The sequence below is a fragment of the Achromobacter ruhlandii genome (assembly GCF_002082135.1).
GTDB classification, from domain to species: Bacteria; Pseudomonadota; Gammaproteobacteria; order Burkholderiales; family Burkholderiaceae_B; genus Achromobacter; species Achromobacter ruhlandii.
Map to the genome: position 1 here is coordinate 4,070,239 of NZ_CP017433.1, position 21,629 is coordinate 4,091,867.

The window sequence follows — 21,629 nt, forward strand, 5'->3', positions numbered from 1 at the left end:
GGATGACGACTGGATCGACCGGAAAAATGTGAAAATCCGTTTCATGCGATCAACCCGCCGTTTCCGCGCCACGCTGAATCTGTGCCGACTGGTTTTGCTCTGCCTGGCTTGCGGCTGGGGCGGCAGTTCCGCCCTGGAGGTCAACGCCGACAAGTTGCAAAGCCTGTCGGCCAGCCGCTATGGCGCCAAGGGCGCCAAGGCGGTGTCGAATTGGCTGCAATTGCTGCGCGCCACGCCCCCCGCGCTGGAAAAGGACCGGCTGGTGGTGGCGAACGATTTCTGGAACCGCGCGCTGCTGTCGGGCGACGACATCACGATCTGGGGCAAGGACGACTACTGGGCCACCCCGCTCGAATCGCTGGGCAAGGGCGCGGGCGATTGCGAAGACTACGTCATCGGCAAGTATTTCACCCTGCTGTCGATGGGCGTGCCGGCCAGCAAGCTGCGCTTCATCTATGTCCGCGCGCGGGTGGGCGGCCCGGCCAGCAGCAGCCAGATCGCCCACATGGTGCTGGGCTACTACGAAACACCCAATGCAGTACCGCTGGTGCTGGACAGCCTGGTCTCGACCATCCTGCCGGCGTCGCAACGGCGCGACCTGACGCCGGTCTTCAGCTTCAATGCCGACGGCGTCTACGTCGACGGCAAACCCGCCGCACCGGTTGACCGCCTCAGCCGCTGGCGCGATCTACTCCAACGCATGGAACGGGAAGGCATACGCCCCTGACGTCCGGAACCACAAGACTATGTCCATACTTCGACAGCTCCTGCTCAGCGTCACTCTCGCGATCGGCGTCATCCTGCTGGGCACCCTGGCGCTCAGCGTCAACGCCGCCCGCGAATACCTGTCGGGCCAATTGCAGGTGCAGGCCACCGACGCCGCCGTGTCGCTGGCGCTGTCGTTGTCGCAGCCGGCCAACAACGACCCGGTGGTGCAGGAACTGCTGGTGTCGGCGCTGTACGACGGCGGCCACTTCTCGCTGGTGCGCCTGGCCGATCCGGAAGGCAAGGTGCTGATCGAACGCCAATCGACCGCCACCGCCGCCTCGGTGCCCGCCTGGTTCCGCGCCCTGGCGCCGCTGGACGCGCGCTCGGCCTCGCACGCCGTCAGCGACGGCTGGCGCCAGATCGGCGAGGTGACGCTGGTGGCCAACGACGCCTACGCCTGGGAAGCCCTGTGGCGCAGCAGCCTGCGCATGATCGCGCTGGTGCTGGGCGCGGGCCTGATCTGGGCGCTGTTCGCCTTCGCGCTGGTCGGCTGGATCAAGAACCGGCTGCTGCGCGAGGTCAGCGACCACGTCCGCAGCATCGGCCAGGACACGCCGCCGCGGCAGATGGAAGCGCGCGTGCCGGAACTGTCCGACGTGGTGCAGGCGCTCAACCAGACCCGCGAACGCGTCTACGCCAGCGCCGAGGAACAGAACGCCAAGATCGAATCCCTGGAGCTGGAGCTGAACCAGGACCCGGTCACCCGCCTGCCCAACCGCAAGTACTTCGTGAACGAATTCCGCCGCGCGCTCGAAACCGGCCCGGCCGCCGGTCACGCACCGGGCCGCGCCGGCACGGACGGCGGCCATGTGCTGGTGTTCCGCCAGCGCGATCTGGCCGACCTGAACCGCCACATGCCGCGCGAGTTCATCGACCAGTGGCTGCGCGCCGCCTGCGAACGCATCCAGGCCTCGCTCAAGTCGCTGCACGTGGCCGATCCGCTGCTGGCGCGCCTGAACGGTTCCGACTTCGCCCTGCTGCTGCCGGGCTGCGCGGCGCCGCAGGCGATGATGATTGCCGAACAACTGCGCGCCGACCTGCACGCCTCGCGCATTCCGGTCGGCGAGGGCCACCTGTGCCGCTGGGCCCAGGCCATGGCAGACTATAGCCGCGGCAACCAGGCCGGCCCCGTGCTGTCACGACTGGACTTCGGCCTGATGCGGGCCGAGAGCGCCGGCAACGACCAGGTCGTGATCGCGGGCGCCGCCGACGCGCAATCGCCCTCCGAATCCGGCGAGCGCGCCTGGAAGGACGCGATCCTGTCGGCGCTGGAAGACCACCGCTTCGAGCTGGCCACCGAGCCGCTGCGCGACGCCGCCGGCGCTCCCATCCGTACCGAGGCGATGCTGATGCTGCGCACCGCCGCCGACCAGGCGCCGATTCCCGCCACTCTGTTCATTCCGCCCGCGGTGCGGCTCGACCTGGTGGCCGACTGCGACCTGCAGGCCGTGAGCCTGGGGTTGGACTGGCTGGCCGCCCACGACGGCGAGCTGACCCTGCGCGTCGCCCTGCCCTCGCTGCGCGGCCAGAAGTATTTCCGGCAGCTGGCGCTGCTGCTGACCGAACGCAAGGCGCTGGCGCGGCGCCTGTTCCTGGAAATCGATGCCCACGGGCTGGTCGAGTGTCACGAGCAGATCGCCACGCTGGCCCGGGTGGCGTCGGAATTCGGCGCCCATATCGGCGTGCGCCGCCTGGCGCAGCAGTTCGGCGCGGTGGCGCAACTGCACACGCTGCCGCTGTCCTACGTGAAACTGGGCGGCGGCTTCATCGGCGGCATGTCGCAAAGCCCCGGCAGCCAGCAATTGACCGCATCTGTGCTGGAAACCGCGCGCAAGCTCGATATCGCGGTCTACGCGGAAGACGTGCCGGACAGCGAAACGCGCCGCATCCTGGCCGACCTGGGCATCAGCGTGATGCGCGGCCCGGGCGTGAAACTGCCGGCCTGAGGCCGGCAGTCTTCAAATCGGCAGGAGGGGCTTGCGGCAGTCCCGCCGCGGGGGATCCCGCGCCTGAAGGGCGCCGGCGGGCCTGGCGTTGCGCCCGCCCCCGCCTGGCGGCGCGCTAGCGCGCCGCGCCGGCCTTGGATTGCTGGTACAGCGGCAGCACCTGCTGGGCCGCGCCCTGCAGGTCGGCGATGCGCGAGGCCGCCGACGGATGGGTCGACAGGATCTCGGGCGGGGCGCTGCCATTGTCGGCGGCGCCCATCTTCTGCCATAGCGTGACCGCGGCGCGCGGATCGAAACCCGCGCGCGCGGCCAGTTCGACGCCCATGCGGTCGGCTTCGGTTTCATGCGTGCGGCTGTTGGGCAGCGTGAACATCACGTCGCTGAGCTTGCCGCCCAGGTCCGACGCGGCGCTCGACCCCGTGGCGATGGACAACACCTGCAAGCCGAGGTTGGTGGCCATCTGTTGCGACACGCGCTCGCGCGCATGTTCGCGCAAGGCATGGGAGATCTCATGGCCCAGCACCGCCGCCAGCTCGTCGTCAGTGGGCTTGATCTTGTTGATCAGGCCGGTATAGACGGCGATCTTGCCCCCCGGCATGCACCAGGCGTTGACCTCGTCGCTGGTCAGCACGTGGACTTCCCACTTCCACGCGGACGCGTCGGGGCGGAACACGCCGGTCTGCGTGATCAGGCGCTGCGAAATGGCGCGCACCCGCGCCACCTGCTGCGCGTCGCGATCCAGCAGGTTCTTGGCCTGCGCCTGCTTGATGATATCGGCGTATTGCTGGTTCGCCTCCTGCTCCAGGGCCTGCGACGGCACCATGCTGGACATGTACTGGGTGCGATTGACGCCGATGGCGCCGGACTGGGTGGTGTTCATCCCGGTGCACCCCGCCAGGGCCACCAGGGACAGCGCGGCCGCCATGCGGCGCAACGGATAACGGTTCAGGCTCATGCCAGCCTCCTACAACGGTCAGGAACGATGGAATCCGGCCTCAGCCCGGCTCGCCGCACTGGCCGCGATGGCGCAGCGCGTGGTCGATCAGCACCAGGGCCAGCATGGCCTCGGCGATGGGCGTGGCGCGGATGCCGACACAGGGATCGTGACGGCCCAGCGTCTGCACCATGACGGGTTCGTTGGCGCGGTTGACCGAGCGGCGCTCGACCCGGATGCTGGAGGTGGGCTTGATGGCCAACGAAACCGTGACCGGCTGGCCGGTCGAAATGCCGCCCAGCACGCCGCCGGCGTGGTTGGTCAGGAAGCCATCGGGCGTGATCTCGTCGCCATGCTCGGAGCCGCGCTGCGCGATGCAATCGAAGCCGGCGCCGATCGAGACGCCCTTGACCGCGTTCAGGCCCATCATCACGTGGGCGATGTCGGCATCCAGGCGATCATAAATAGGCTCGCCCCACCCGGCCGGCAGGTTCTCGGCCACCACCTCGATGCGCGCGCCGACCGAATCACCATCGCGCCGCAGCTGGTCCATATAGGCTTCCAGTTCAGGCACGACCTCGGCGTTGGGCGCGTAGAACGGATTGTTCGGCACTTCATCCCACGACACGAACGGAATCGCGATGGGGCCCAGCTGGCTCATGTAGCCGCGCACCTTCACGCCGTACTGCTCGGCCAGCCACTTCTTGGCCACGGCGCCGGCGGCTACCGTGGGCGCCGTCAGGCGCGCCGACGAACGGCCGCCGCCGCGCGGATCGCGCAGGCCGAACTTGCGCCAGTAGGCGTAGTCGGCATGGCCCGGCCGGAAGGTGTCGGTGATGTTGGAGTAGTCCTTGCTGCGCGCATCGGTGTTGCGGATCAGCAGGCCGATGGGCGTACCCGTGGTCAGGCCCTCGTAGACGCCGGACAGGATTTCGACCTGGTCCGCTTCCTGGCGCTGGGTGACGTGGCGCGACGTGCCAGGGCGGCGGCGGTCCAGTTCGCGCTGGATGTCGGCCGCTTCCAGGGGCATGCCCGGCGGGCAGCCATCGATGACGCAACCGATGGCCGGCCCGTGGGATTCGCCAAAATTCGTGACGGTGAACAGAGTACCGAGGGTATTGCCGGGCATAGGAAGTCAACAGTGGGTTTGCAAGCAACCCAGATTATGACACCGCCGACGCCAAAGCCTGAATTTCCGCGGCCGGCGCCGGGCGTCCCAGCAGGAAGCCCTGCATCACGCGGCAGCCCAGCGACTTGAGGATCTCGCGTTGACCTTCGGTTTCGACGCCCTCGGCCACCACCGGCAGGTGCATCGCCTGACACAGTCCGAAAAGCGCCGACACCACCTCGCGGCTGCCGGCGTCGGATTCAAGCGCGGAAATGAAGCTGCGGTCGATCTTGACCCAATCGATGGGCAGGTGCCGCAGGTGGTTCAGGCTGGAGTAGCCGCAACCGAAGTCATCCAGCGCCACGCCGATGCCCTTGGCCCGCAGCGTGTTCAGGATCTTCACGTGGCGCTCGTAGTGCAGGATGAAAAGCGACTCGGTGATCTCCAGCACCAGCTTGCGCGGCGCCAGCTTGGTCGTGGCCAGCACGTCGGAAACCAGCTGCACCAGGCCGTCCTCGTTCATCTGCTTGACCGACAGGTTCACGTGCACGCGCCAGGCTGGCGGCCACAGCGCGGCCTGCGAGCAGGCGCGCTCCAGGATCCAGGCGCCCAGCGGCACGATCAGGCCGCTGCGCTCGGCCAGCTCGATGGTCACGGCCGGAGACACACTGCCCAGTTCGGGGTGGTGCCAGCGCAGCAGGGCCTCGCAGCCCTGCACCACACCGGTGCCGCTGTCGCACACCGGCTGGTAGTACAGCTCGAACTGGTCCATCGACGCGGTGGTCAGCGCCAGCCGCAGGTCGTTTTCCAACCCCTGCTGGTCGCGCTGGCGCGCCAGCATGCGGAAATCGAACATGTTCCAGCCCGGTCCGCCGCGCTCCTTGAGGGGCACCATGGCGACCTGCACGCAGCGCTGCAGTTCTTCCACGCTGCGACCGTGGTCTGGATACAACGCCGCCCCCACGCGAAACACCGCGATCAGGGGTCGGCCACCCAGTTCATAGGGCACGGACAAGTCTTCAAGCAGCTTGGCGGACACCTGCGCGGCGCCCTGCTCGTCCACGTCGGGAATGCATACGGTGAAGGCATCGGTGCCGGTGCGGGCCACCATGCCGCCCAGCGCACGGGTCACGAGGCTGAGCCGGTCGGCCACCATCACCAGCAGGGTCTGGTCCTCGCCGGCGCGCAGCATCGCGCTGATCTCGGCGTACTGGTCGAAACTGACCAGGAAGAACGCGCCGATGCCGCGGGTGCCAGGGCGAGTGCGCGCGATGCCGAGGGATTCCCGGTCTTCCGGGGCCGGTCCGCGGGGTCCGAACACCCCCCGGCCCGACTGCCGTTCGGCCTGGTTCAACCATGCGCGGGCGCGACGCTGCAGCTCCCGCTGGCTCAGGACGCCGGTCAATTCGTCACGCGTCAGCCGGCCGCGCAGCACGCGTTCCCGGCGGACGAAAAACAAACATATCGCTGCAAGTGCGCCCGCGAGCGTCAGGCACAGTGCGAGCAGGTAACTCTCACGCACGGAGCCCCCTATCTAGAAACCCTTGGCGTTGCGGTCCGGAAAGAAACCCAAGGGCTGTAACATTTTTTAAATTATGCATTATTTTCGCAAAAAAACGCCACACTTCAGGAGCAACGCGCTCCCTTTCCTTCGATTCCTGCCCTGATCTGGTTGCTCGCGAGGGGTCATGACGGTCCTTGGATAGCAGTCGCTGGCCGGTCCTTTGCGCCATGCCGTGTTCTTACTACGACAGCCTGAACCGGAAAATTAATACGGCCTGTCTCAATAGTTATCATCCGGGCAATTATCACGATCGAAATAATTGCACAGGTTGTCTGATATCGCAGGTCATTTCGTAATATTCTGTATGTTCTGTGACATGCCGAATTACAGCGCAGGCGACGACACTGAGGTATTAGTAACGTGTGTCACGTTTCTTATCCAGCCTTTTTCGCTTACGGGCACTTGCGCTGCCTGATGTTCCCCCTTTCACTGGCATGCCGGCCTGGCGCGGCACCGGCAACAATACGGGCCACGAAGGGAATCCCTGACCCATGTTCACACTACGCCGGCTGATCCTCTGTACCGCTCTCCTGATTGCCTTCATCCTGCTCGGCGCGCAGGCCCTGGGGATGCTGGCCGCCCACCGCTATCTGAATTCGCAACTGGCCCAGCAGGGTCAGGCCGGCGCCAGCGCGCTGGCCTGGGCCTTGTCGCACAACCCCGACGGCGCGCGCGACCCGCGCAAGCTGGCCGATGACCTGTTCGGCGCCGGCATGTACACCCTGGTGCGCATTGCCGGAGAAAACGGGGACACACAAATCGAGCGCCGCGATCCGGCTGTCGGACAAACCGAGGCCGCGCGCGACTGGCGCCCCGCCTGGCTGGCGCTCGAAGCGCCCGCGGCGACCCGGCCGTATGTCGGCCCGGATGGCCGGCGCCTGGGTACCGTCACGGTCCAGGCCGATGCCCGGCTGGCGCGCGAGACGCTCTGGCAAGGCGGGGTCCGGGTCATCGGCCTGACGCTGGCCGCCGGTGTTTTCTGGCTCTTGTTCGCCACCAATCTGTTGCGCTGGATCGAAACGCGGGCCTCCCGGGATATCTGCGAACGGGTACGCGCGCTGGCGCCGGGCGCCGCGGGCGCCTCCGGCCGCGCCTGTGAACTGGCGGGCGTGGACCAGGCCTTGGTCGACGCCCAGCGCCAGGTCGCCGCGACCGTGCAGGAGCAGAACGCCCGCATCGAATCGCTGCAAAGCGAGATCCAGCGCGACGCCGTCACCCGCCTGCCGAACCGCAAGTTCTTCATCGACCACTTCCGCCAGGCGCTGGCCAGCCAGGAGTCCGAGGCCGGCGGCCATCTCCTGATGTTCCGCCAGCGCGACCTGGCCCAGATCAACCGCCACCTGTCGCGCGCCTTTACCGACCAGTGGCTGCGCTCATCGTCCGACCGCCTGCGCAAGCTGGTCGACGGTAGCGGCGACCCGCACATGACGCTGGCGCGCATCGGCGGCTCGGACTTCGCACTGCTGATGCCGCGCACCTCGGCCCCCCAGGCCGGCATGCTGGCCGAACGCGTGCGACGCGAACTGCGCTCCTTGCGGGTGCCGATGGACAAGCAGGGCTGGTGCCGCTGGGCGCTGGCGATGACCGCGTTCACGCCGGGCGACAACATGAGCGACACACTGGCGCGGCTGGACCACGCCCTGATGTGCGCGGAAAGCGCCGACGACGACCAGATCGCGCCGGCCAGCCAGGCGGCCGACAGCACCCGCATCGGTGAATACAGCTGGCACGATGCCCTGGCCACCGCGCTGGAGCAGCACCGGTTCTCGCTCTCGACCCAACCCTTGGCCGATGTCGCGGGTGCCCTGCTGCACTACGAAGCCAGCCTGACCCTGCACGACACCAGCGGCGCCGATCCCGTGCCGGCCGCCATCTTCATGCCGCCGGCGGTGCGCCTGGGGCTCTCGGCCGAATGCGACATCCAGGCGGTCCGCCTCGGGCTGGACTGGCTGTACACCCACCCCGACGCGCTGACGGTCCATATCTCGCAAGCCTCGCTGGCCCAGGGCGCTTTCCTGTCGCGGCTGGAACGCATGCTGGCCGATCGGCCGGCCCTGGCCAGCCGCCTGATCATCGAGGTGGACGCGGCCGCCCTGATGGAACACGGCGCCGACATGGACCAGTTGTGCCAGACCGTCACCGCCGCCGGCGGCCGCGTCGGCCTGTCGCGCCTGTCGCAACAGTTCGGCGCGATGGAACACCTGCACGCCTACCCCCTGTCATACGTGAAACTGTGCGGCAGCTTCATCACCGGCATCGCGCACAGCCCTGGCAGCCAGCACCTGGCCGCGACCGTCGTGGCCACCGCCGCTTCGCTCGGCATGGCGGTGTACGCCGAAGACGTGCCCGACGATGCCGCGCGTTCCATCCTGGAAAAAATCGGCGTCCACGCGCTTCGCGGCGCTGGCGTAAACTTCGCCCGCGCACACGACCTTGCGCCTGACCAACAGTGGATTTCTCGTTGACGGAAGGATTGCTTCTTCACCTCCCCGATCTGCAGATCGGCCTGGCCGCCGGCACCGCCCTGGCTTGCGCGGTAGCCTGCGCGATCAGCTGGCTCTATACCCGCGCGCCGATCTACGGCGCCGGCCTGGCCTTCGTCCTGGTGGAGGGCGTGCTGCGCGCCCAGCCCGCGCTGTTTCCCGCCGGCGCGTTGCAGGCCGGCTCCTACGCCGCCCTGCTGGCCCTGTCCATTCCCCTGATCGCCGGCCGCCCGGCCGCCGCGCGCCTGGCGATGGCGTGTCGCTGGGCCGGCATCGCGCTGACCGGCCTGGCGGCGCTGGCGCTGATCTTCGTCTACGACGCCAGCGGCCGACTGATGCCCACGCTGGTCGCCGGCGCCGGCGCCGCCGCCAGCGCGGTACTGGCGGTATGGTTCCTGGCCGCCGCCGCCCGCCCCATGCCGCGCCGAGCCGCCGCCTTGGCCCTGGGCGCGGCGCACCTGGCATCGGTCTGGATCCTGGGCCATGACGCCTGGTCCGCGCCGGGCGATGGCGCGCTGGCGGCGCCGCTGGCGCGGCTGCTGCTGGTACTGGCCGCTCTCCTGCTGGCCGGGTTGGAACCACGCTCGCGGCAGGCAGCCACGCAGCGGAATGCCAACGATGCCGAGCAATGGGTCGAAGGGGAATTGCGACTGGTCGAAATGGCTGGCGCCCTCGATACCCAGCGCCAGATGAATGCCCTGATCTCGCACGAACTGCGCGCGCCGCTGGCCACGATCAGCGCGGCGGCCCAGTCGCTCGACATGATTTTGTCGGGCAGCGGCGAAACCGTGGACAGCCGCCTGGCGCGCATTCACCGTTCGGTCAGCCGGATGACCGAACTGATGGAACAACTGCTGAACCAGGACCGACTGGGCGAGCAAGCCTGGACACCGCGGGCCGAACTGACCGACATGACCGAGCTGGCCCGCGACGCCGTCGCCGCCATGCAGCCCGACACCGCCCACGCGCTGCGGCTGCAGGCGGGCAGCGGCTCGCTGCCGGTCTATTGCGACCGCGCGCTCACGGGTGTGGTGGTGCGCAACCTGATCCACAACGCGGTCAAGTATTCACCGGCCAGCGAACCGATCCGCATCGAGACCGGCCACGCCGAAGCAAACGGCGCGCCGATGGCGTGGGTGGCGGTCACGGATCGTGGCCCGGGCATCGGCCCGGAAGAGCAGGCCCGCATCTTCGAACCGCGCTTCCGGCGCGCGGCGCACCGCGAAACGCAAGGCATGGGAATCGGGCTGTACCTGGCCCGCCGCATCTGCCAGAGCCAGGGCGGCTCGCTCACGATGCAGAGCGAAGTGGGCGTGGGCACGCGCTTCGTCATCACCCTGCCCGCCCGGCCCACCGAGCCGGATACGCCCGCTCAGGCGGCGAAGGATCAGGCGGCGAACACGTAGCCCTGGCCGCGCACGGACAGCACGGGCAGTTTCAGGCCCGCGCTCTGCGCCTTGGCGCGCAGGCGGCTGACCAGCACGTCGATGCGGCGCAACTCGAAACCGCCCGGGCTGTCGGGCAGGAACAGCTCGGCCAGCGCCTGGCGGCTGACCGCGGAACCGGCCGCGTCCATCAGGGCCACCAGGAACGTGCGTTCCTGGGCGCTCAGGTGCAGCGAGGCGCCATCGGGGGCCACCAGGATCCAGCCACCATCCTGCAGCGACCACGACGTGTCGGCGGCCGCGCGCGTCTCGGCGTCGGCCGGTCGCGGCGACTTGGCCAGGCGCATGCGCCGCGCCAGGCTGCGGATCACCGAACTGAGTTCAAGCAGGTCGACCGGCTTGGTCATGTAGACATCGGCGCCGCCTTCCAGGCCGCGCACCCGGTCTTCGAGCGCGCTGCGCCCGGTCAGCATGACAATGCCGACCGGACTGAGCGCGCGCAGGCGCGTCGCCACCGAAAAACCGTCTTCCCCCGGAAGATGGGCATCGAGAATGACGATATCGCAAGGTTGTTCCTGCAAGCGGCGGTAGAACGCCGCGGCATTGTCACAGGCGAACGCCACACGGAAACCGTACCCGCCCAGGCCCAACGCCAACTCCTCCCGGAAGTCCGCGTCATCCTCAAGCAGGCCGATACACAGCAAACCATCTGCGCCAGGCATATTCAGAGTGCTTTTATATTGAAAATTGTCGACAAATGCCCCAGTGACAGGCATGCCACCTGAGTGTCCCGCAGGCGACAATCTTACGACTTTTACAATGGAAACGAATGATTGCAGAGAAAAAAACCGCGATTTTTCGTCTCATTGCGCCAATTTTCCTTGCCTTCCCCGCTCAAAATGCCGTTTTGTCGCCAAAAACGCGCAAAACGAACATCAAGACGAACAACTGACTTCGATGCCGTTGGCCCAGTCCGGCGGCAGGCCGGCATACTTTTCGTAGCCGTCTCGCGCCGTGAAGGGATCGCGCAACAACATCATCAAGGTGTCGATTTCGCTGGCGTCGCCGGCCTTGGCGGCACGGATCGCCTCTTCGGCCAAGTGGTTGCGCAATACATATAGGGGGTTGACGCGGTTCATGGACGTGGCCACCTCGGTCGCCGGGCGCCCGTCCTCGGCCTGGCGCGCCAGCAGACGGTCGAGCCAGTCCGAAGCGGCGCCGCGATCGATGAACAGGTCCTGGAACGGCGCGCGCCGGCCCAGCGCCGCGTCCGCCAGCCGCCGCCAGGTCAGGGTGAAATCCGCCTGATTGGCATCCATCAGCTTGAGCAGATCGTCCAGTAGCGGCTCGTCCGCCGGCCGCCATGCGGCCAGGCCCAGCTTGGCCCCCATGCGGTCATGGAAGGCGCGGGTGAAGACGCCTTCGAACTCATCGAGCACCGCGCGCAAGGCATCCACGTCCTGGACCAGGGTGTGCAGGCTGCCCCCCAGCCGGTACAGATTCCATAGCGCCACCGACGGCTGGCGATTCCAGGAATAGCGGCCTTCGGAATCAGAATGGTTGCAGACATGGCCGAGCCGGAAACCGTCCATGAAGCCATAGGGGCCGTAGTCCAGGGTCAGGCCGAGGATGGACATGTTGTCCGTGTTCATGACGCCGTGGCAGAAGCCCACCGCCTGCCAGTCCGCCATCAGCAAGGCGGTGCGCCGGGTGACCTCGCGCAGCAGGCGCACGTAGGGCGCGGTGTCGCTGTGCGCCTCGCCGGCGGGCGCGGCCCGGCATTCGGGGTAGGAGCGGTCGATGACATAGTCGGCCAGCGTCTTGAGCAGGTCCGGCTGGCGGCGCGAGGACCAATGCTCGAAGGACCCGAAGCGCACGAAACTGGGCGACATGCGGGTCACGATGGCGGCGGTTTCCACGGTTTCGCGCCACACCGGATCGTCCGACGCCACCAGCGCCAGGGCGCGCGTGGTGGGGATGCCCAGGCCGTGCATGGCCTCGCTGGCCAGGTATTCGCGCACTGACGAGCGCAGCACCGCGCGGCCATCGCCCATGCGCGAATACGGCGTCAGGCCGGAGCCCTTGAGCTGCAGCTCCCAGGCGCCGGACGGCCCCTCGACCTCGCCCAGCAGATGGGCACGGCCGTCACCCAACTGTCCTGCCCAGACTCCGAACTGGTGGCCGCTATACACGGCAGCCAGGCTGTCGCCGCCCGGCAGCGGCTCCGCCCCGGAAAACACCCGCAGGAATTCCGGCGTCCGCAGCACGGCCGGATCCAACCCGATCAGCGCGGCCGCCTCGGCATTGGCATGCAGCAGCCGCGGGTTGTTCAGCGGTTGCGGCGCGAGCCGCGTATGGAACGCGGCCGGCAGCGCCGCGAACGAGTTGACGGCATGCAGTTCGGACAGGGAATGGGCGCTCATGCGCGTTGGCTCCTGGCGGCCCGCTTGGCCGGCCGGACGTAGAAAATGGCGCTGACGAAGAACAGCGTCGACAGCAGGATCTCGCCCCACGCCATCAGCACCGACAGCGGCGCCGGATCCGACATGGCCCGCACCACGCCCTCCATCAGGTAGAGCAGCGACAGCATCGATGCCCACTGATACGTATAGAGGTTGCCGCGCACAATGCCGCGCAGCGGCAGCACCAGCGGCAAGGCCTTGAGCAGCATCCAGGAACCGCCCGGACGCAGCGGCGCCACCACGGTTTCCCAAGTGACGCACAGCACGATCAGGGCGAACAGCGACACCGAGGCCGCCAGGCGCAAGCGGGGGTTGAGTTCAGGGTTCATGCTGCTATTATCGCCTGATGAACCGCCCCGCCGAGCCTGCCGCCGCCTCGCCGGCGGCCCCCGAGCCCCCGCCCCCGCGCGCATCGTGGGCGGCGCGGGTCGGGCGTGCCTTTGTCTTCACCGCGCAGCGCGCCGACGAGGAAAAGCTGCTGCAGGTCGCCTCCAGCCTCACCTTCACCACGGTGCTGGCGATCGTGCCGATGCTGGCCGTGGTGCTGTCGCTGTTCACGGCCTTTCCGGTGTTCCAGGAATTCCGGGTAGCGCTCGAGGACTTCCTCGCCAACAGCCTGATGCCGCCGTCCGTCTCGGACAACATCATGGAATACCTGAACCAGTTCGCCCGCCAGGCCTCGCGCCTGACCGCGATTGGCGGCGCGTTCCTGCTGGTGACCTCGCTGCTCCTGATCATGACGATCGACACGGCTTTCAACGACATCTGGCATGTCACCCGGCAGCGCCCGCTGCCGCAGCGGGCGCTGGTCTACTGGGCCGTCATCACCCTGGGCCCGGTGGTGGCCGGCGCCAGCCTCTGGGCCACCTCGTTCGTGGCGCGCGAATCGCTGGGACTGGTGCGCGACGTGCCGGAAATCGTCAGCATGGCCATCTCGTTCATTCCGCTGGTGCTGACGGCCCTGGGCTTCGCCGCCCTGTTCGTGGTGGTCCCGAACCGCCAGGTGCTGTGGCGCGATGCCCTCATTGGCGGTTGCGTCACGGCGATCGCGCTGGAAGTCATGAAGTCGGCCTTCGCCTATTACCTGACGCGGTTCCCCACCTATACGGTCATCTACGGCGCGTTCGCCACGCTGCCGATCTTTCTCTTGTGGATCTACCTGTCCTGGCTGGCGGTCCTGCTGGGCGCCACCCTGGCCGCCAGCGCCCCGCTGATCCGCCTGGGACGCTGGGAGTTCAATCGCTACGCCGGCGCCCCCTTCGTCGACGCGCTGGACGTGCTGCGCGCGCTGCGGCGGGCTCAGTCCCGCATGCCGCCGGGCCTGCCGGCCAATCGGCTCGCCTCGAAGCTGAAATTGCACCAGGATGAACTGAACGATGTCCTGGAAACCCTCTGCGACATGAATCTGGTGACCCGTACGCCCGACGACTTGTGGGTCCTGACCTGCGACGCCCGCGAAACCTCGTTGGCGCCCCTGGTGGACCGCTTCCTGCTGGACCGCACCCAACCGCGGGTACGCAAAGACAGCGAAATCCTGCGGGTTGCCGGGGCCGTGATTTCCCAGGAAAACGCGCCGGTGCTGGAAGAACTCTGCGGAGAAGCGCAAAATACTGGAAATGGCGTCGCCCCGGTCCTGCAACTGGAAGCGAGCAAGAAATAGCAATCAGGGCGCCACCGCCCAGGAGAAACCGATGTTGAAGGTCAGCGAGATTCTGCGCGTCAAGGGAGACACGCTTTACACGGCATCGCCGGACATGCCCGTGTCCCAGGCCGTGCAAACCATGAGCGAGCAGGATATCGGCTCGCTCGTCATCATGGAATTCGGCACGCTGGTCGGCATGCTGACGTTCCGCGAGATCATCCGCCACATGCACGCGCATGGCGGCGCGGGCGAAACCACCATCCGTTCCATCATGGACGACGCGCCGGTCAGCGTATCGCCCAACACCAGCGCCGACGAAGTGCAGCGCCTGATGCTCGAAAAGCACGCCCGTTACATCCCCGTCATGGATGGCCCCACGCTGATGGGCGTGATTTCGTTCTACGACATGGCCCAGGCCATCGTGGCGGCCCAGCAATTCGAAAACAACATGCTCAAGGCCTACATCCGCGACTGGCCCGCGGAAAGCGCGGAGTCGCCCCAGTCCTGAGCCTTGGGCGATTGCTCGGCGGCGGCGCGGTCCGCCGGCCGGCAACGGTCATGCATCGAAAACGCCCGGGTGGCCTTGCGGCCACCCGGGCGTTGTTGCATTCAGGCGTTGCCGTTGCGCCTGCGCGTTCAGGCGCTCGCCGGCGTGGCCGTCAACGCGGCATCGCGTTCCGGCGGCGCATGGCGCTGGCTGCGCCAGGCATCGTAGATCAGGGCGGGATCGTTCGCGGCCAGCAGCGCCGGATCCGACAACATGCGGCGCCAGCGCCGCGCGCCCGACTGGCCGTTCACCAGGCCCAGCATCGGCCGCGTCATCACTCGTAGCGGCACGCCCTGCGCCACCTGGCGCGCGGCGTATTCCATCATCGCGTCGACCACCTGGGCATCGCTGGGCAAGCGCACCGAAGGCCACAATTGCAGTGACACCTCCGACAGCACTCGCGGCGTGTGCCAGGCCGCGCGGCCCAGCATGACGCCGTCGAAGTCGGCAGCCGCGCGCACCGACTGCGCCGCATCGGCCAGCCCGCCGTTCAGCACGAACACGCAGTCGGGGAAATCCCGCTTGAGCTGGCTCACCACGTCGTAGCGCAGCGGCGGAATCTCGCGATTGTCCTTGGGCGACAGGCCCTTGAGCACCGCGTTGCGCGCATGGGCGATGAACACCCGGCAGCCGGTGTCGTGGATCTTGCCGACGAAATCGCGCACGAAGGCGTAGGACTCGTCATAGTCCAGCCCCAGGCGATGCTTGACCGTCACGGGGATATCGACCGCGTCCTGCATCGCCTTGATGCAATCGGCAACCAGGTCGGGCTCGGCCATCAGGCAGGCGCCGAACGCGCCCTTCTGCACCCGTTCCGACGGGCAACCGCAGTTCAGGTTGATTTCGTCATAGCCCCACTGCCGCCCCAGCCTGGCCGACTGCGCCAGCGCGTCCGGCTCGCTGCCGCCCAGTTGCAGCGCAACCGGATGCTCGGCTTCGTCGAAGTCGAGATGGCGCGCCACGTTGCCATACAGCAGCGCGCCGGTGGTGATCATTTCGGTGTAAAGACGCGCGCGCGGCGCCAGCAGCCGGTGGAAATAGCGGCAATGCCGGTCGGTCACGTCGATCATCGGGGCGACACACAGCCGCCAGTCGGGGGAGTCCAAGAATCACTCAGCAAAACAAGGGGATGCGGTATTTTACGGTGCTTGGCGGGATTCTGCCCGGCGGGTCCGGCTGGTAATCGTCCTGACCCTGCCGGCCATGTGGTCTAAAATTGCGCCGCCGCCGCGCGCACGCCTATCCAGGCGTGCCTCACCCCGCGTCCGTTAACCCCTATTTCCCTGACATCAATGGCCGTTTTCACCCCCGTATCCGACGACGACGCGCGCGCCCTGCTGGCGCATTTCGACCTGGGCGAGTTCGTCTCGCTGCGGGGGATCACGGCGGGCATCGAAAACACCAACTATTTCCTCTACACCAGCCGCGGCGAGTACGTGCTGACGCTGTTCGAGGTGCTCACGCATGCCCAGCTGCCGTTCTACATCGAGCTGATGTACCACCTGGCCAGCCGCGGCATCCCCGTGCCGCAACCGCAGACGCTGCGCGACGGCACCCGCCTGACCACCCTGCACGGCAAGCCTTGCGCCATCGTCTCGCGCCTGCCCGGCGGCTACGAACCGGCACCGGGAGCCGCCCATTGCGCCCTGGCCGGCGCCACGCTGGCCCGCGCCCACATGGCGGCGCGGGACTTTCCGATCCAGCAGCCCAACCTGCGCGGCCTGTCCTGGTGGGTCGAAACCGCGCCCAAGGTCCTGCCCTTCCTGGAACCGGGCCAGGCGCAGTTGCTGCAATCGGAGCTGGCCGCCCAGCAGGCAGCGGCCGCCAGCCCGGCCTGGCAGGCGCTGCCCGCTGGCCCGGCCCATTGCGACCTGTTCCGCGACAACGTGCTGTTTGCCGGCACCTTCGAGGATCCGCTCATGGGCGGCATCATCGACTTCTATTTCGCCGGCTGCGATACCTGGCTGTTCGACGTGGCCGTCAGCGTCAATGACTGGTGCATCGAGCGCGATACCGGCGAATTCATCCCCGAACTGGTCGAGTCCTGGCTGGCCGCTTACGCCAAGGTGCGGCCATTCACCGACGCTGAACGCCAGGCCTGGCCGTTGATGCTGCGCGCCGCCGCCCTGCGCTTCTGGCTGTCGCGCCTGTACGACTTTTTCCTGCCGCGTCCGGCCCAGACGCTCAAGCCGCACGATCCCCGACATTTCGAGAGAGTGTTGCAGGCACGCCACCGCCCGGGCCTGCCGGTATTGCCGTAATCGTTACGCCCCCCATAATTGGGGGTAGCACGTCCCTTTTTGAGAGATCACCCCCAAGAGAGCCATGCAAGCAGCATTCCTCCCCGCGTCTTCCGGCTGGCAATGGGTCCGAGACGGCTTCCGTCTGTTCCGCAAGCAACCCCTGGCCATGTACACCTGGGCGCTGATCAACAGCCTTCTGGTCATTTTCGCCTTCGCCGCGCAGATCGTGGGTCCGATCCTGTTCATCGCGCTGATGCCGTCGGTCACCTTGATGAGCCTGGCCGCCTGCAAACACGTCGAAGCGGATCGCGTGATGCTGCCCTCGATGTGGGCCAAGCCCCTGAAGCAGCCCGGCGTATTCCGCAAGCTGTTCCTGATGGGCCTGCTGTACGCGGCGGTCAGCCTGGCGGCCGGCCTGGCGACGTTCCTGCCCTTCTCGGCCGCGTTCTCCGAAGGCATGCGCATCGCATCCATCGAGAACAGCATGGAGCCCATCCTGATGGCGCTACGCGCGCCGCTCATCATCTTCACGATCATCTACATCGTGATCGCAGCCCTGTTCTGGTATGCGCCGGTGCTGGTGGCCTGGCATGGACTGCGCCTGACCCAGGCCCTGTTCTTCTCTGGCATCGCCTGCTGGCGCAACAAGTGGGCCTTCCTGGTGTACGCCGCCACCTGGGTCCTGATCGCGCTGTTCCTGGACCTGTGCTCGGGGTTGCTGGTCGCGCTGGGGCTGTCGCCGCAATTGGCCAGCACGTTGCAGATCCCGTTCACGATCGCGGCGGCGGGCGTGTTCTATTGCAGCTTCTATCCGTCGTACACCTCCGTGTTCGGCATCAACAGCGCCAGCCCGAACTTCGACAACGGCCACAGCGCCGAGGCATGACGCGATCCGGCGGGGCGGCAACGCCCTGCACACCTTCAGCACGCAGCCATCTCGCGACACGAACGCCACGTCGATGGCGTATCGCATGCCGAAGGTATGCACCGCCCGGCATGGCGCCAGCAAGATCCCCGATCGTGGCCCTGGCGGCGGCCGGCCCAGCAACCCCCGCAGCCGCCCCATCCAGCCCTTGACCCGCAACAGCCTGAGCCGCCCGCGCGGCAGGGCTGGGCGGGCGCTCACCCTCCCCCCCGCAGCAGCTGGACGGCGATGGGGAACGCCAGCACGATGAACGTGCAGGGAAAGATGCAGCCGACCAGGGGCAGCAGCATCCTGACCGGCGCCTGCAGCGCCAATTGCTCGGCCCGCTGCTGGCGGGCATGACGACACTGGGCGACCTGCGCCCGCAACACGGGCGCCAGGCCGATGCCCAGGGCGTCCGCCTGGATCAGGGCGGCAATCCAATCGTGCACCAGCGGACTGCCGCAATGATCCGCCATCGCGCGCAATGCCGTGGACCGGGTCACGCCCGCCCGCATCTGCGCCAGCGCGCCCGCGACGCCCTCCCGCAGCGGCCCGCCCGGCACGCTCGATGTCGCCTGCTGCAACGCCGCCTGCACGCTCAGGCCGGCCTCGACGCACAGGATCATCATGTCGAGCACGAACGGCAGTTCCCGCTCGATACGCCGGCGCCGTTCGACCACCCGCGCCCGCAGCCACAACGCCGGCAACGGGCCGGCCAAGCCGGCACCGGCCAGCGACCACGACAGCGCGTCCGACCAGCCACTTGTGCGCGCCAGGCCAGCAAGGTCTCCATTCGGGCCGACACCTGGTACTACCCACAGCCCCGCGCCCGCCACCGCCGCGCCGCCAATCGCCGCCAGCAGGCTCGCGGCCACGAGGTGCTCGGCGCGAACCGCCGCGGGCAAGCCTGCGCGCGCGGCCATCCCACACAGCCATGCATATCCGTGACGAGGGCAAAGCGGCACCAGGCGCGGTGCGATCCGCTCCGCCCACGGCGCCCCCACGCGCCACCACCACGGCAGGACGTCCATGCCCGGAGCCTCCCGCGATGCGTGCCGCAACAGCCGCCACGCCAGCCATCCCACCCCCGACCCCGCGCCCACCATCGCCAGCACAAGCCACATGCCGACCTCCTGCTCAGGCGTCGATCCGGACGATGCGCCGGATCAACAGGATGCCCAGGGTTTCCAGCGTCGCCACCAACGCCAGCACCAGCCACCCCCGTGGCGTATGCCAGAGCGGCGCCATGCTGTCGGGCTCGAGCCAGTCCAGCACGACCAGCAACAGCAATGGCAACGCCCCCACGATCCAGGCCTGCAAGCGTCCCTGCGCCGTCAATGCCCGGACCCGGTCCTGCAACTGCAGCCTCGCGCGCAAGGTCTGCGCAATGCTGTCGAGCGCCTCGGCCAGATTACCCCCCGTCCGCGCCGATATCCGCATTGCCACCACCATCAGGGTCGTCGACTCGCCCGCCATCCGGACATTCAGGCGCTCCAGCGCCTCGTCCCAGGGCACGCCCAGGCGTTGCTCGCGCAGCATCAGGCCGAATTCCTGGGCCACGGGCCCGCCGCCCAGGGCCGCGACCTGGCTCAAGGCGGGCATCAGGGAAACCCCCGCGCGCAGCGCCGACGCCAGCATCAGCAAAGCCAACGGCAACTGTTGCTCGAAGCGCCGCACGCGTCGGCGATGCATGGCGTGGACCAGGAATCGCGGCAGGCGCCACGCCGCCGCGCTGGCCAACGCGGCGCCAATGCCACTGGCAGTCGCCGCGAAAACCAGCGCCGCCGCCAATCCCGCCAGCGCCACGGTGCCCACCCACAGCCGGGCTGGCTCGATGAACACGAACAACGCGTCGAGCCGGCTGCCTGCCTCCCGCGTATAGCGTTCGCGATGACGCCGCAACATCGGCGCCAGCCAGCGCTGCGCCTGCCAAGCCAGGAGCGTGGCGCAGGCCAGCGCCGCCAGCATGGCCAGCCAGGTCATGGCAGCGTCGCCTCGCCACCGGCCCCGGCAGTCGCCCCATCGATGCCAAACCACGCCATGTCCAGGTCCGCTCCAGCCTCCAGCCATTCCTGCGCGAAGCCAGGCACGATGCCGCAGCCGACGAAACCTCCCGAGCGCTCATGCCGGAACAACTCCTGCAACTGGATCCGACCGCTTTCCATGCCGGTGACTTCCACGATGGACACGACAACGCGCCGCCCGTCGGACAGCCGGGCTTGCTGCACGATGATGTCTACGCTGGCCGCGATATGCTCGCGGATCGCGGCCAGTGGCAAGTCCAGCCCCGCCATCAGCACCATCGACTCCAACCGCGACAGGGCATCCCGCGCGGAATTGGCGTGCAGCGTGGTCAGGGAACCCTCGTGCCCGGTATTCATCGCGGTCAGCATGTCGAAGGCCTCCGCCCCGCGGCACTCGCCCACCACGATCCGATCCGGTCGCATGCGCAGCGCATTGCGCACCAATTCGCGAATGTCGATGCGTCCGCGTCCTTCCTGGTTGGCCGGCCGCGCTTCCAGCGCCACCAAGTGCGCATGGTTGAGTCGCAATTCCGCCGCATCCTCGACCGTGACGACGCGTTCCCCCTCCGGGATTTCGTTGGAGAGGACATTCAGCAACGTGGTCTTGCCCGCTCCGGTCCCTCCCGAAACCACCAGGTTCTTGCGCAGCTGCACGCAATGGGCAAGGAATTGCGCCATGGCGGCGCTGAGCGAACCCGCCGCCAGCAGGTCGGACATGGCCGGCCGATGCGCGGGAAACTTGCGGATCGTCAGGCTGGCCCCCTTGAGCGCGACCGGCGGGATGACGGCATGTACCCGCGAGCCATCCGGCAACCGCGCGTCGACCATTGGCGAACTTTCGTCGATGCGGCGTCCCAACGGCATCACGATGCGCTCGATGACCCGGCGCACGGACTGCTCGCCGGTGAACGCGGCGGCGTGGCGCCAGAGCCGGCCGTCGCGCTCGACATAGATCTCGTCGTGCCGGTTGACCATGATCTCGGTGATATCGGGCGCCGCCAGCAGCGGTTCCAGCGGTCCCAGCCCCACCGCCTCATCCAGCACCTCGCGACACAGCGACGCTCGATCCGCCCCTGACGGCAGCGCCTCGTCGTCGGCCAGGATGCGTGTCAGCAACCGGGCCGCCTCGGCGCGCAGCACGGCATCACTCATTCCGGCCACATCGCGTCGGCGCAGGTCCAGCGCGGCCAACAATGCGGTATGCAGGCGGCGGCGCAGGTCCAGGTTGGCCAACGACGACACCGGTGCGTCCGCCGCGGAATCCGTGCGCCGGTCGGCGGACGCGGGCATCGACAGCCGAGCCACTATGCCGATGTGCCCCTCCGGACGCGCCGGCGCGACCCGCAGGCGGCAAGGTCCGATGAGAATCTCGTCATCGGGCCGCACGGGTGCATGACGTGTGACGCGCAAGCCATTGACGAACGTCCCGCCCAAGGCGCCAAGATCCTCGAGCACGATTCCCGAGGCCTCGCGCCGCAGCCGCGCATGCTGGCGCCCCACCCGCCAATTGGCGATACGCAGGTCGCAATGGACGCCCCGACCGATCAGCGTCGGCGCGGTTGCCCTGACCCTGCGCGTGACGGCATCTTCAAAAGTCATCTCGATATCAAGCATGG

Annotated in this window: 18 protein-coding genes and 1 pseudogene; 8 read left to right on the top strand and 11 right to left on the bottom strand. The window is 67.9% G+C overall.

Annotated elements, in window-relative coordinates:
- Positions 1-43: 43 nt before the first annotated feature.
- Entirely contained in the window at positions 44-727 is a 684-nt protein-coding gene (locus tag AruCF_RS18335; protein WP_100503775.1) for a transglutaminase-like cysteine peptidase, read from the top strand.
- A 19-nt stretch (positions 728-746) separates the two neighbouring features.
- The gene (locus AruCF_RS18340; protein ID WP_049075109.1) at positions 747-2,714 is read left to right on the top strand and encodes a bifunctional diguanylate cyclase/phosphodiesterase; all 1,968 of its coding nucleotides are present in this window, start codon (positions 747-749) and stop codon (positions 2,712-2,714) included.
- 115 nt (positions 2,715-2,829) lie between these two features.
- On the opposite strand, the gene AruCF_RS18345 is transcribed toward AruCF_RS18340, so the two are convergent.
- The 3 genes from AruCF_RS18345 to AruCF_RS18355 are packed head-to-tail and all read right to left on the bottom strand — an operon-like array spanning position 2,830 to position 6,221.
- A complete protein-coding gene (locus AruCF_RS18345) occupies positions 2,830-3,669 on the bottom strand; it encodes a M48 family metallopeptidase (RefSeq protein ID WP_049075113.1) in 840 nt (279 codons plus the stop codon).
- A 40-nt stretch (positions 3,670-3,709) separates the two neighbouring features.
- The gene (aroC, locus tag AruCF_RS18350; RefSeq protein WP_049075116.1) at positions 3,710-4,777 is read right to left on the bottom strand and encodes a chorismate synthase; all 1,068 of its coding nucleotides are present in this window, start codon (positions 4,775-4,777) and stop codon (positions 3,710-3,712) included.
- Between the two features lie 34 nt (positions 4,778-4,811).
- The gene (locus AruCF_RS18355) at positions 4,812-6,221 is read right to left on the bottom strand and encodes a putative bifunctional diguanylate cyclase/phosphodiesterase (protein ID WP_372364134.1); all 1,410 of its coding nucleotides are present in this window, start codon (positions 6,219-6,221) and stop codon (positions 4,812-4,814) included.
- 590 nt (positions 6,222-6,811) lie between these two features.
- Here AruCF_RS18355 and AruCF_RS18360 point away from each other — a divergent pair.
- Positions 6,812-8,785: a bifunctional diguanylate cyclase/phosphodiesterase gene (locus AruCF_RS18360; RefSeq protein WP_049075119.1), complete on the top strand. Its 1,974-nt coding sequence runs from the start codon at positions 6,812-6,814 to the stop codon at positions 8,783-8,785.
- A gap of 8 nt (positions 8,786-8,793) precedes the next feature.
- Entirely contained in the window at positions 8,794-10,209 is a 1,416-nt protein-coding gene (locus AruCF_RS18365) for a sensor histidine kinase (protein ID WP_235432680.1), read from the top strand.
- Here AruCF_RS18365 and AruCF_RS18370 read toward each other — a convergent pair.
- The 3 genes from AruCF_RS18370 to AruCF_RS18380 form a co-directional block, all read right to left on the bottom strand.
- Positions 10,191-10,910, bottom strand: coding sequence for a response regulator transcription factor (locus tag AruCF_RS18370; protein WP_049075123.1), 720 nt, complete (start codon positions 10,908-10,910; stop codon positions 10,191-10,193). The genes AruCF_RS18365 and AruCF_RS18370 overlap by 19 nt on opposite strands.
- Positions 10,911-11,123: 213 nt before the next feature.
- The gene (locus AruCF_RS18375; RefSeq protein ID WP_049075125.1) at positions 11,124-12,611 is read right to left on the bottom strand and encodes a protein adenylyltransferase SelO; all 1,488 of its coding nucleotides are present in this window, start codon (positions 12,609-12,611) and stop codon (positions 11,124-11,126) included.
- Positions 12,608-12,979 (bottom strand): DUF2069 domain-containing protein, encoded by a 372-nt coding sequence (locus AruCF_RS18380; protein WP_049075127.1) that lies wholly within the window; start codon positions 12,977-12,979, stop codon positions 12,608-12,610. The genes AruCF_RS18375 and AruCF_RS18380 overlap by 4 nt, the downstream gene beginning before the upstream one ends.
- A gap of 17 nt (positions 12,980-12,996) precedes the next feature.
- Here AruCF_RS18380 and AruCF_RS18385 point away from each other — a divergent pair, with 17 nt between their 5' ends.
- Complete coding sequence (locus AruCF_RS18385) at positions 12,997-14,310, top strand: YihY family inner membrane protein (RefSeq protein WP_049075132.1); 1,314 nt, start codon at positions 12,997-12,999, stop codon at positions 14,308-14,310.
- 31 nt (positions 14,311-14,341) lie between these two features.
- Complete coding sequence (locus AruCF_RS18390; protein WP_049075134.1) at positions 14,342-14,800, top strand: CBS domain-containing protein; 459 nt, start codon at positions 14,342-14,344, stop codon at positions 14,798-14,800.
- Between the two features lie 128 nt (positions 14,801-14,928).
- Here the strand turns inward: AruCF_RS18390 and dusA are convergent, their stop codons facing one another.
- Positions 14,929-15,909, bottom strand: a complete 981-nt coding sequence (gene dusA / locus AruCF_RS18395) for a tRNA dihydrouridine(20/20a) synthase DusA (protein WP_049075136.1) — start codon at positions 15,907-15,909, stop codon at positions 14,929-14,931.
- 222 nt (positions 15,910-16,131) lie between these two features.
- On the opposite strand from dusA, the gene AruCF_RS18400 reads away from it, so the two are divergent.
- Positions 16,132-17,100, top strand: a complete 969-nt coding sequence (locus tag AruCF_RS18400) for a homoserine kinase (protein ID WP_049075139.1) — start codon at positions 16,132-16,134, stop codon at positions 17,098-17,100.
- A gap of 64 nt (positions 17,101-17,164) precedes the next feature.
- Positions 17,165-17,968, top strand: a complete 804-nt coding sequence (locus tag AruCF_RS29970; RefSeq protein ID WP_049075141.1) for a BPSS1780 family membrane protein — start codon at positions 17,165-17,167, stop codon at positions 17,966-17,968.
- 6 nt (positions 17,969-17,974) lie between these two features.
- Here AruCF_RS29970 and AruCF_RS29975 read toward each other — a convergent pair.
- From AruCF_RS29975 to AruCF_RS18420, 4 genes and pseudogenes are all read right to left on the bottom strand, one after another.
- Positions 17,975-18,148, bottom strand: a pseudogene (locus AruCF_RS29975) (DUF192 domain-containing protein); the annotation flags it as partial.
- A 56-nt stretch (positions 18,149-18,204) separates the two neighbouring features.
- Positions 18,205-19,113 (bottom strand): type II secretion system F family protein, encoded by a 909-nt coding sequence (locus AruCF_RS18410; protein WP_049075143.1) that lies wholly within the window; start codon positions 19,111-19,113, stop codon positions 18,205-18,207.
- Between the two features lie 13 nt (positions 19,114-19,126).
- Positions 19,127-19,972, bottom strand: a complete 846-nt coding sequence (locus AruCF_RS18415; RefSeq protein WP_049075144.1) for a type II secretion system F family protein — start codon at positions 19,970-19,972, stop codon at positions 19,127-19,129.
- Positions 19,969-21,627, bottom strand: coding sequence for a TadA family conjugal transfer-associated ATPase (locus AruCF_RS18420; RefSeq protein WP_049075145.1), 1,659 nt, complete (start codon positions 21,625-21,627; stop codon positions 19,969-19,971). The genes AruCF_RS18415 and AruCF_RS18420 overlap by 4 nt, the downstream gene beginning before the upstream one ends.
- Positions 21,628-21,629: the final 2 nt, after the last annotated feature.

What these genes read in the sequence shown, in the direction of transcription:
- AruCF_RS18415 (WP_049075144.1), bottom strand. Translation starts at nt 19,972, where the DNA reads ATGACCTGGCTGGCCATGCTGGCGGCGCTGGCCTGCGCCACGCTCCTG.
- AruCF_RS18410 (WP_049075143.1), bottom strand. Translation starts at nt 19,113, where the DNA reads ATGTGGCTTGTGCTGGCGATGGTGGGCGCGGGGTCGGGGGTGGGATGG.
- AruCF_RS18345 (WP_049075113.1), bottom strand. Translation starts at nt 3,669, where the DNA reads ATGAGCCTGAACCGTTATCCGTTGCGCCGCATGGCGGCCGCGCTGTCC.
- AruCF_RS18335 (WP_100503775.1), top strand. Translation starts at nt 44, where the DNA reads ATGCGATCAACCCGCCGTTTCCGCGCCACGCTGAATCTGTGCCGACTG.
- AruCF_RS18360 (WP_049075119.1), top strand. Translation starts at nt 6,812, where the DNA reads ATGTTCACACTACGCCGGCTGATCCTCTGTACCGCTCTCCTGATTGCC.
- AruCF_RS18370 (WP_049075123.1), bottom strand. Translation starts at nt 10,910, where the DNA reads ATGCCTGGCGCAGATGGTTTGCTGTGTATCGGCCTGCTTGAGGATGAC.
- AruCF_RS18390 (WP_049075134.1), top strand. Translation starts at nt 14,342, where the DNA reads ATGTTGAAGGTCAGCGAGATTCTGCGCGTCAAGGGAGACACGCTTTAC.
- AruCF_RS18385 (WP_049075132.1), top strand. Translation starts at nt 12,997, where the DNA reads ATGAACCGCCCCGCCGAGCCTGCCGCCGCCTCGCCGGCGGCCCCCGAG.
- AruCF_RS18400 (WP_049075139.1), top strand. Translation starts at nt 16,132, where the DNA reads ATGGCCGTTTTCACCCCCGTATCCGACGACGACGCGCGCGCCCTGCTG.
- AruCF_RS18420 (WP_049075145.1), bottom strand. Translation starts at nt 21,627, where the DNA reads ATGCTTGATATCGAGATGACTTTTGAAGATGCCGTCACGCGCAGGGTC.
- AruCF_RS29970 (WP_049075141.1), top strand. Translation starts at nt 17,165, where the DNA reads ATGCAAGCAGCATTCCTCCCCGCGTCTTCCGGCTGGCAATGGGTCCGA.
- AruCF_RS18340 (WP_049075109.1), top strand. Translation starts at nt 747, where the DNA reads ATGTCCATACTTCGACAGCTCCTGCTCAGCGTCACTCTCGCGATCGGC.
- dusA (WP_049075136.1), bottom strand. Translation starts at nt 15,909, where the DNA reads ATGATCGACGTGACCGACCGGCATTGCCGCTATTTCCACCGGCTGCTG.
- AruCF_RS18375 (WP_049075125.1), bottom strand. Translation starts at nt 12,611, where the DNA reads ATGAGCGCCCATTCCCTGTCCGAACTGCATGCCGTCAACTCGTTCGCG.
- AruCF_RS18380 (WP_049075127.1), bottom strand. Translation starts at nt 12,979, where the DNA reads ATGAACCCTGAACTCAACCCCCGCTTGCGCCTGGCGGCCTCGGTGTCG.
- aroC (WP_049075116.1), bottom strand. Translation starts at nt 4,777, where the DNA reads ATGCCCGGCAATACCCTCGGTACTCTGTTCACCGTCACGAATTTTGGC.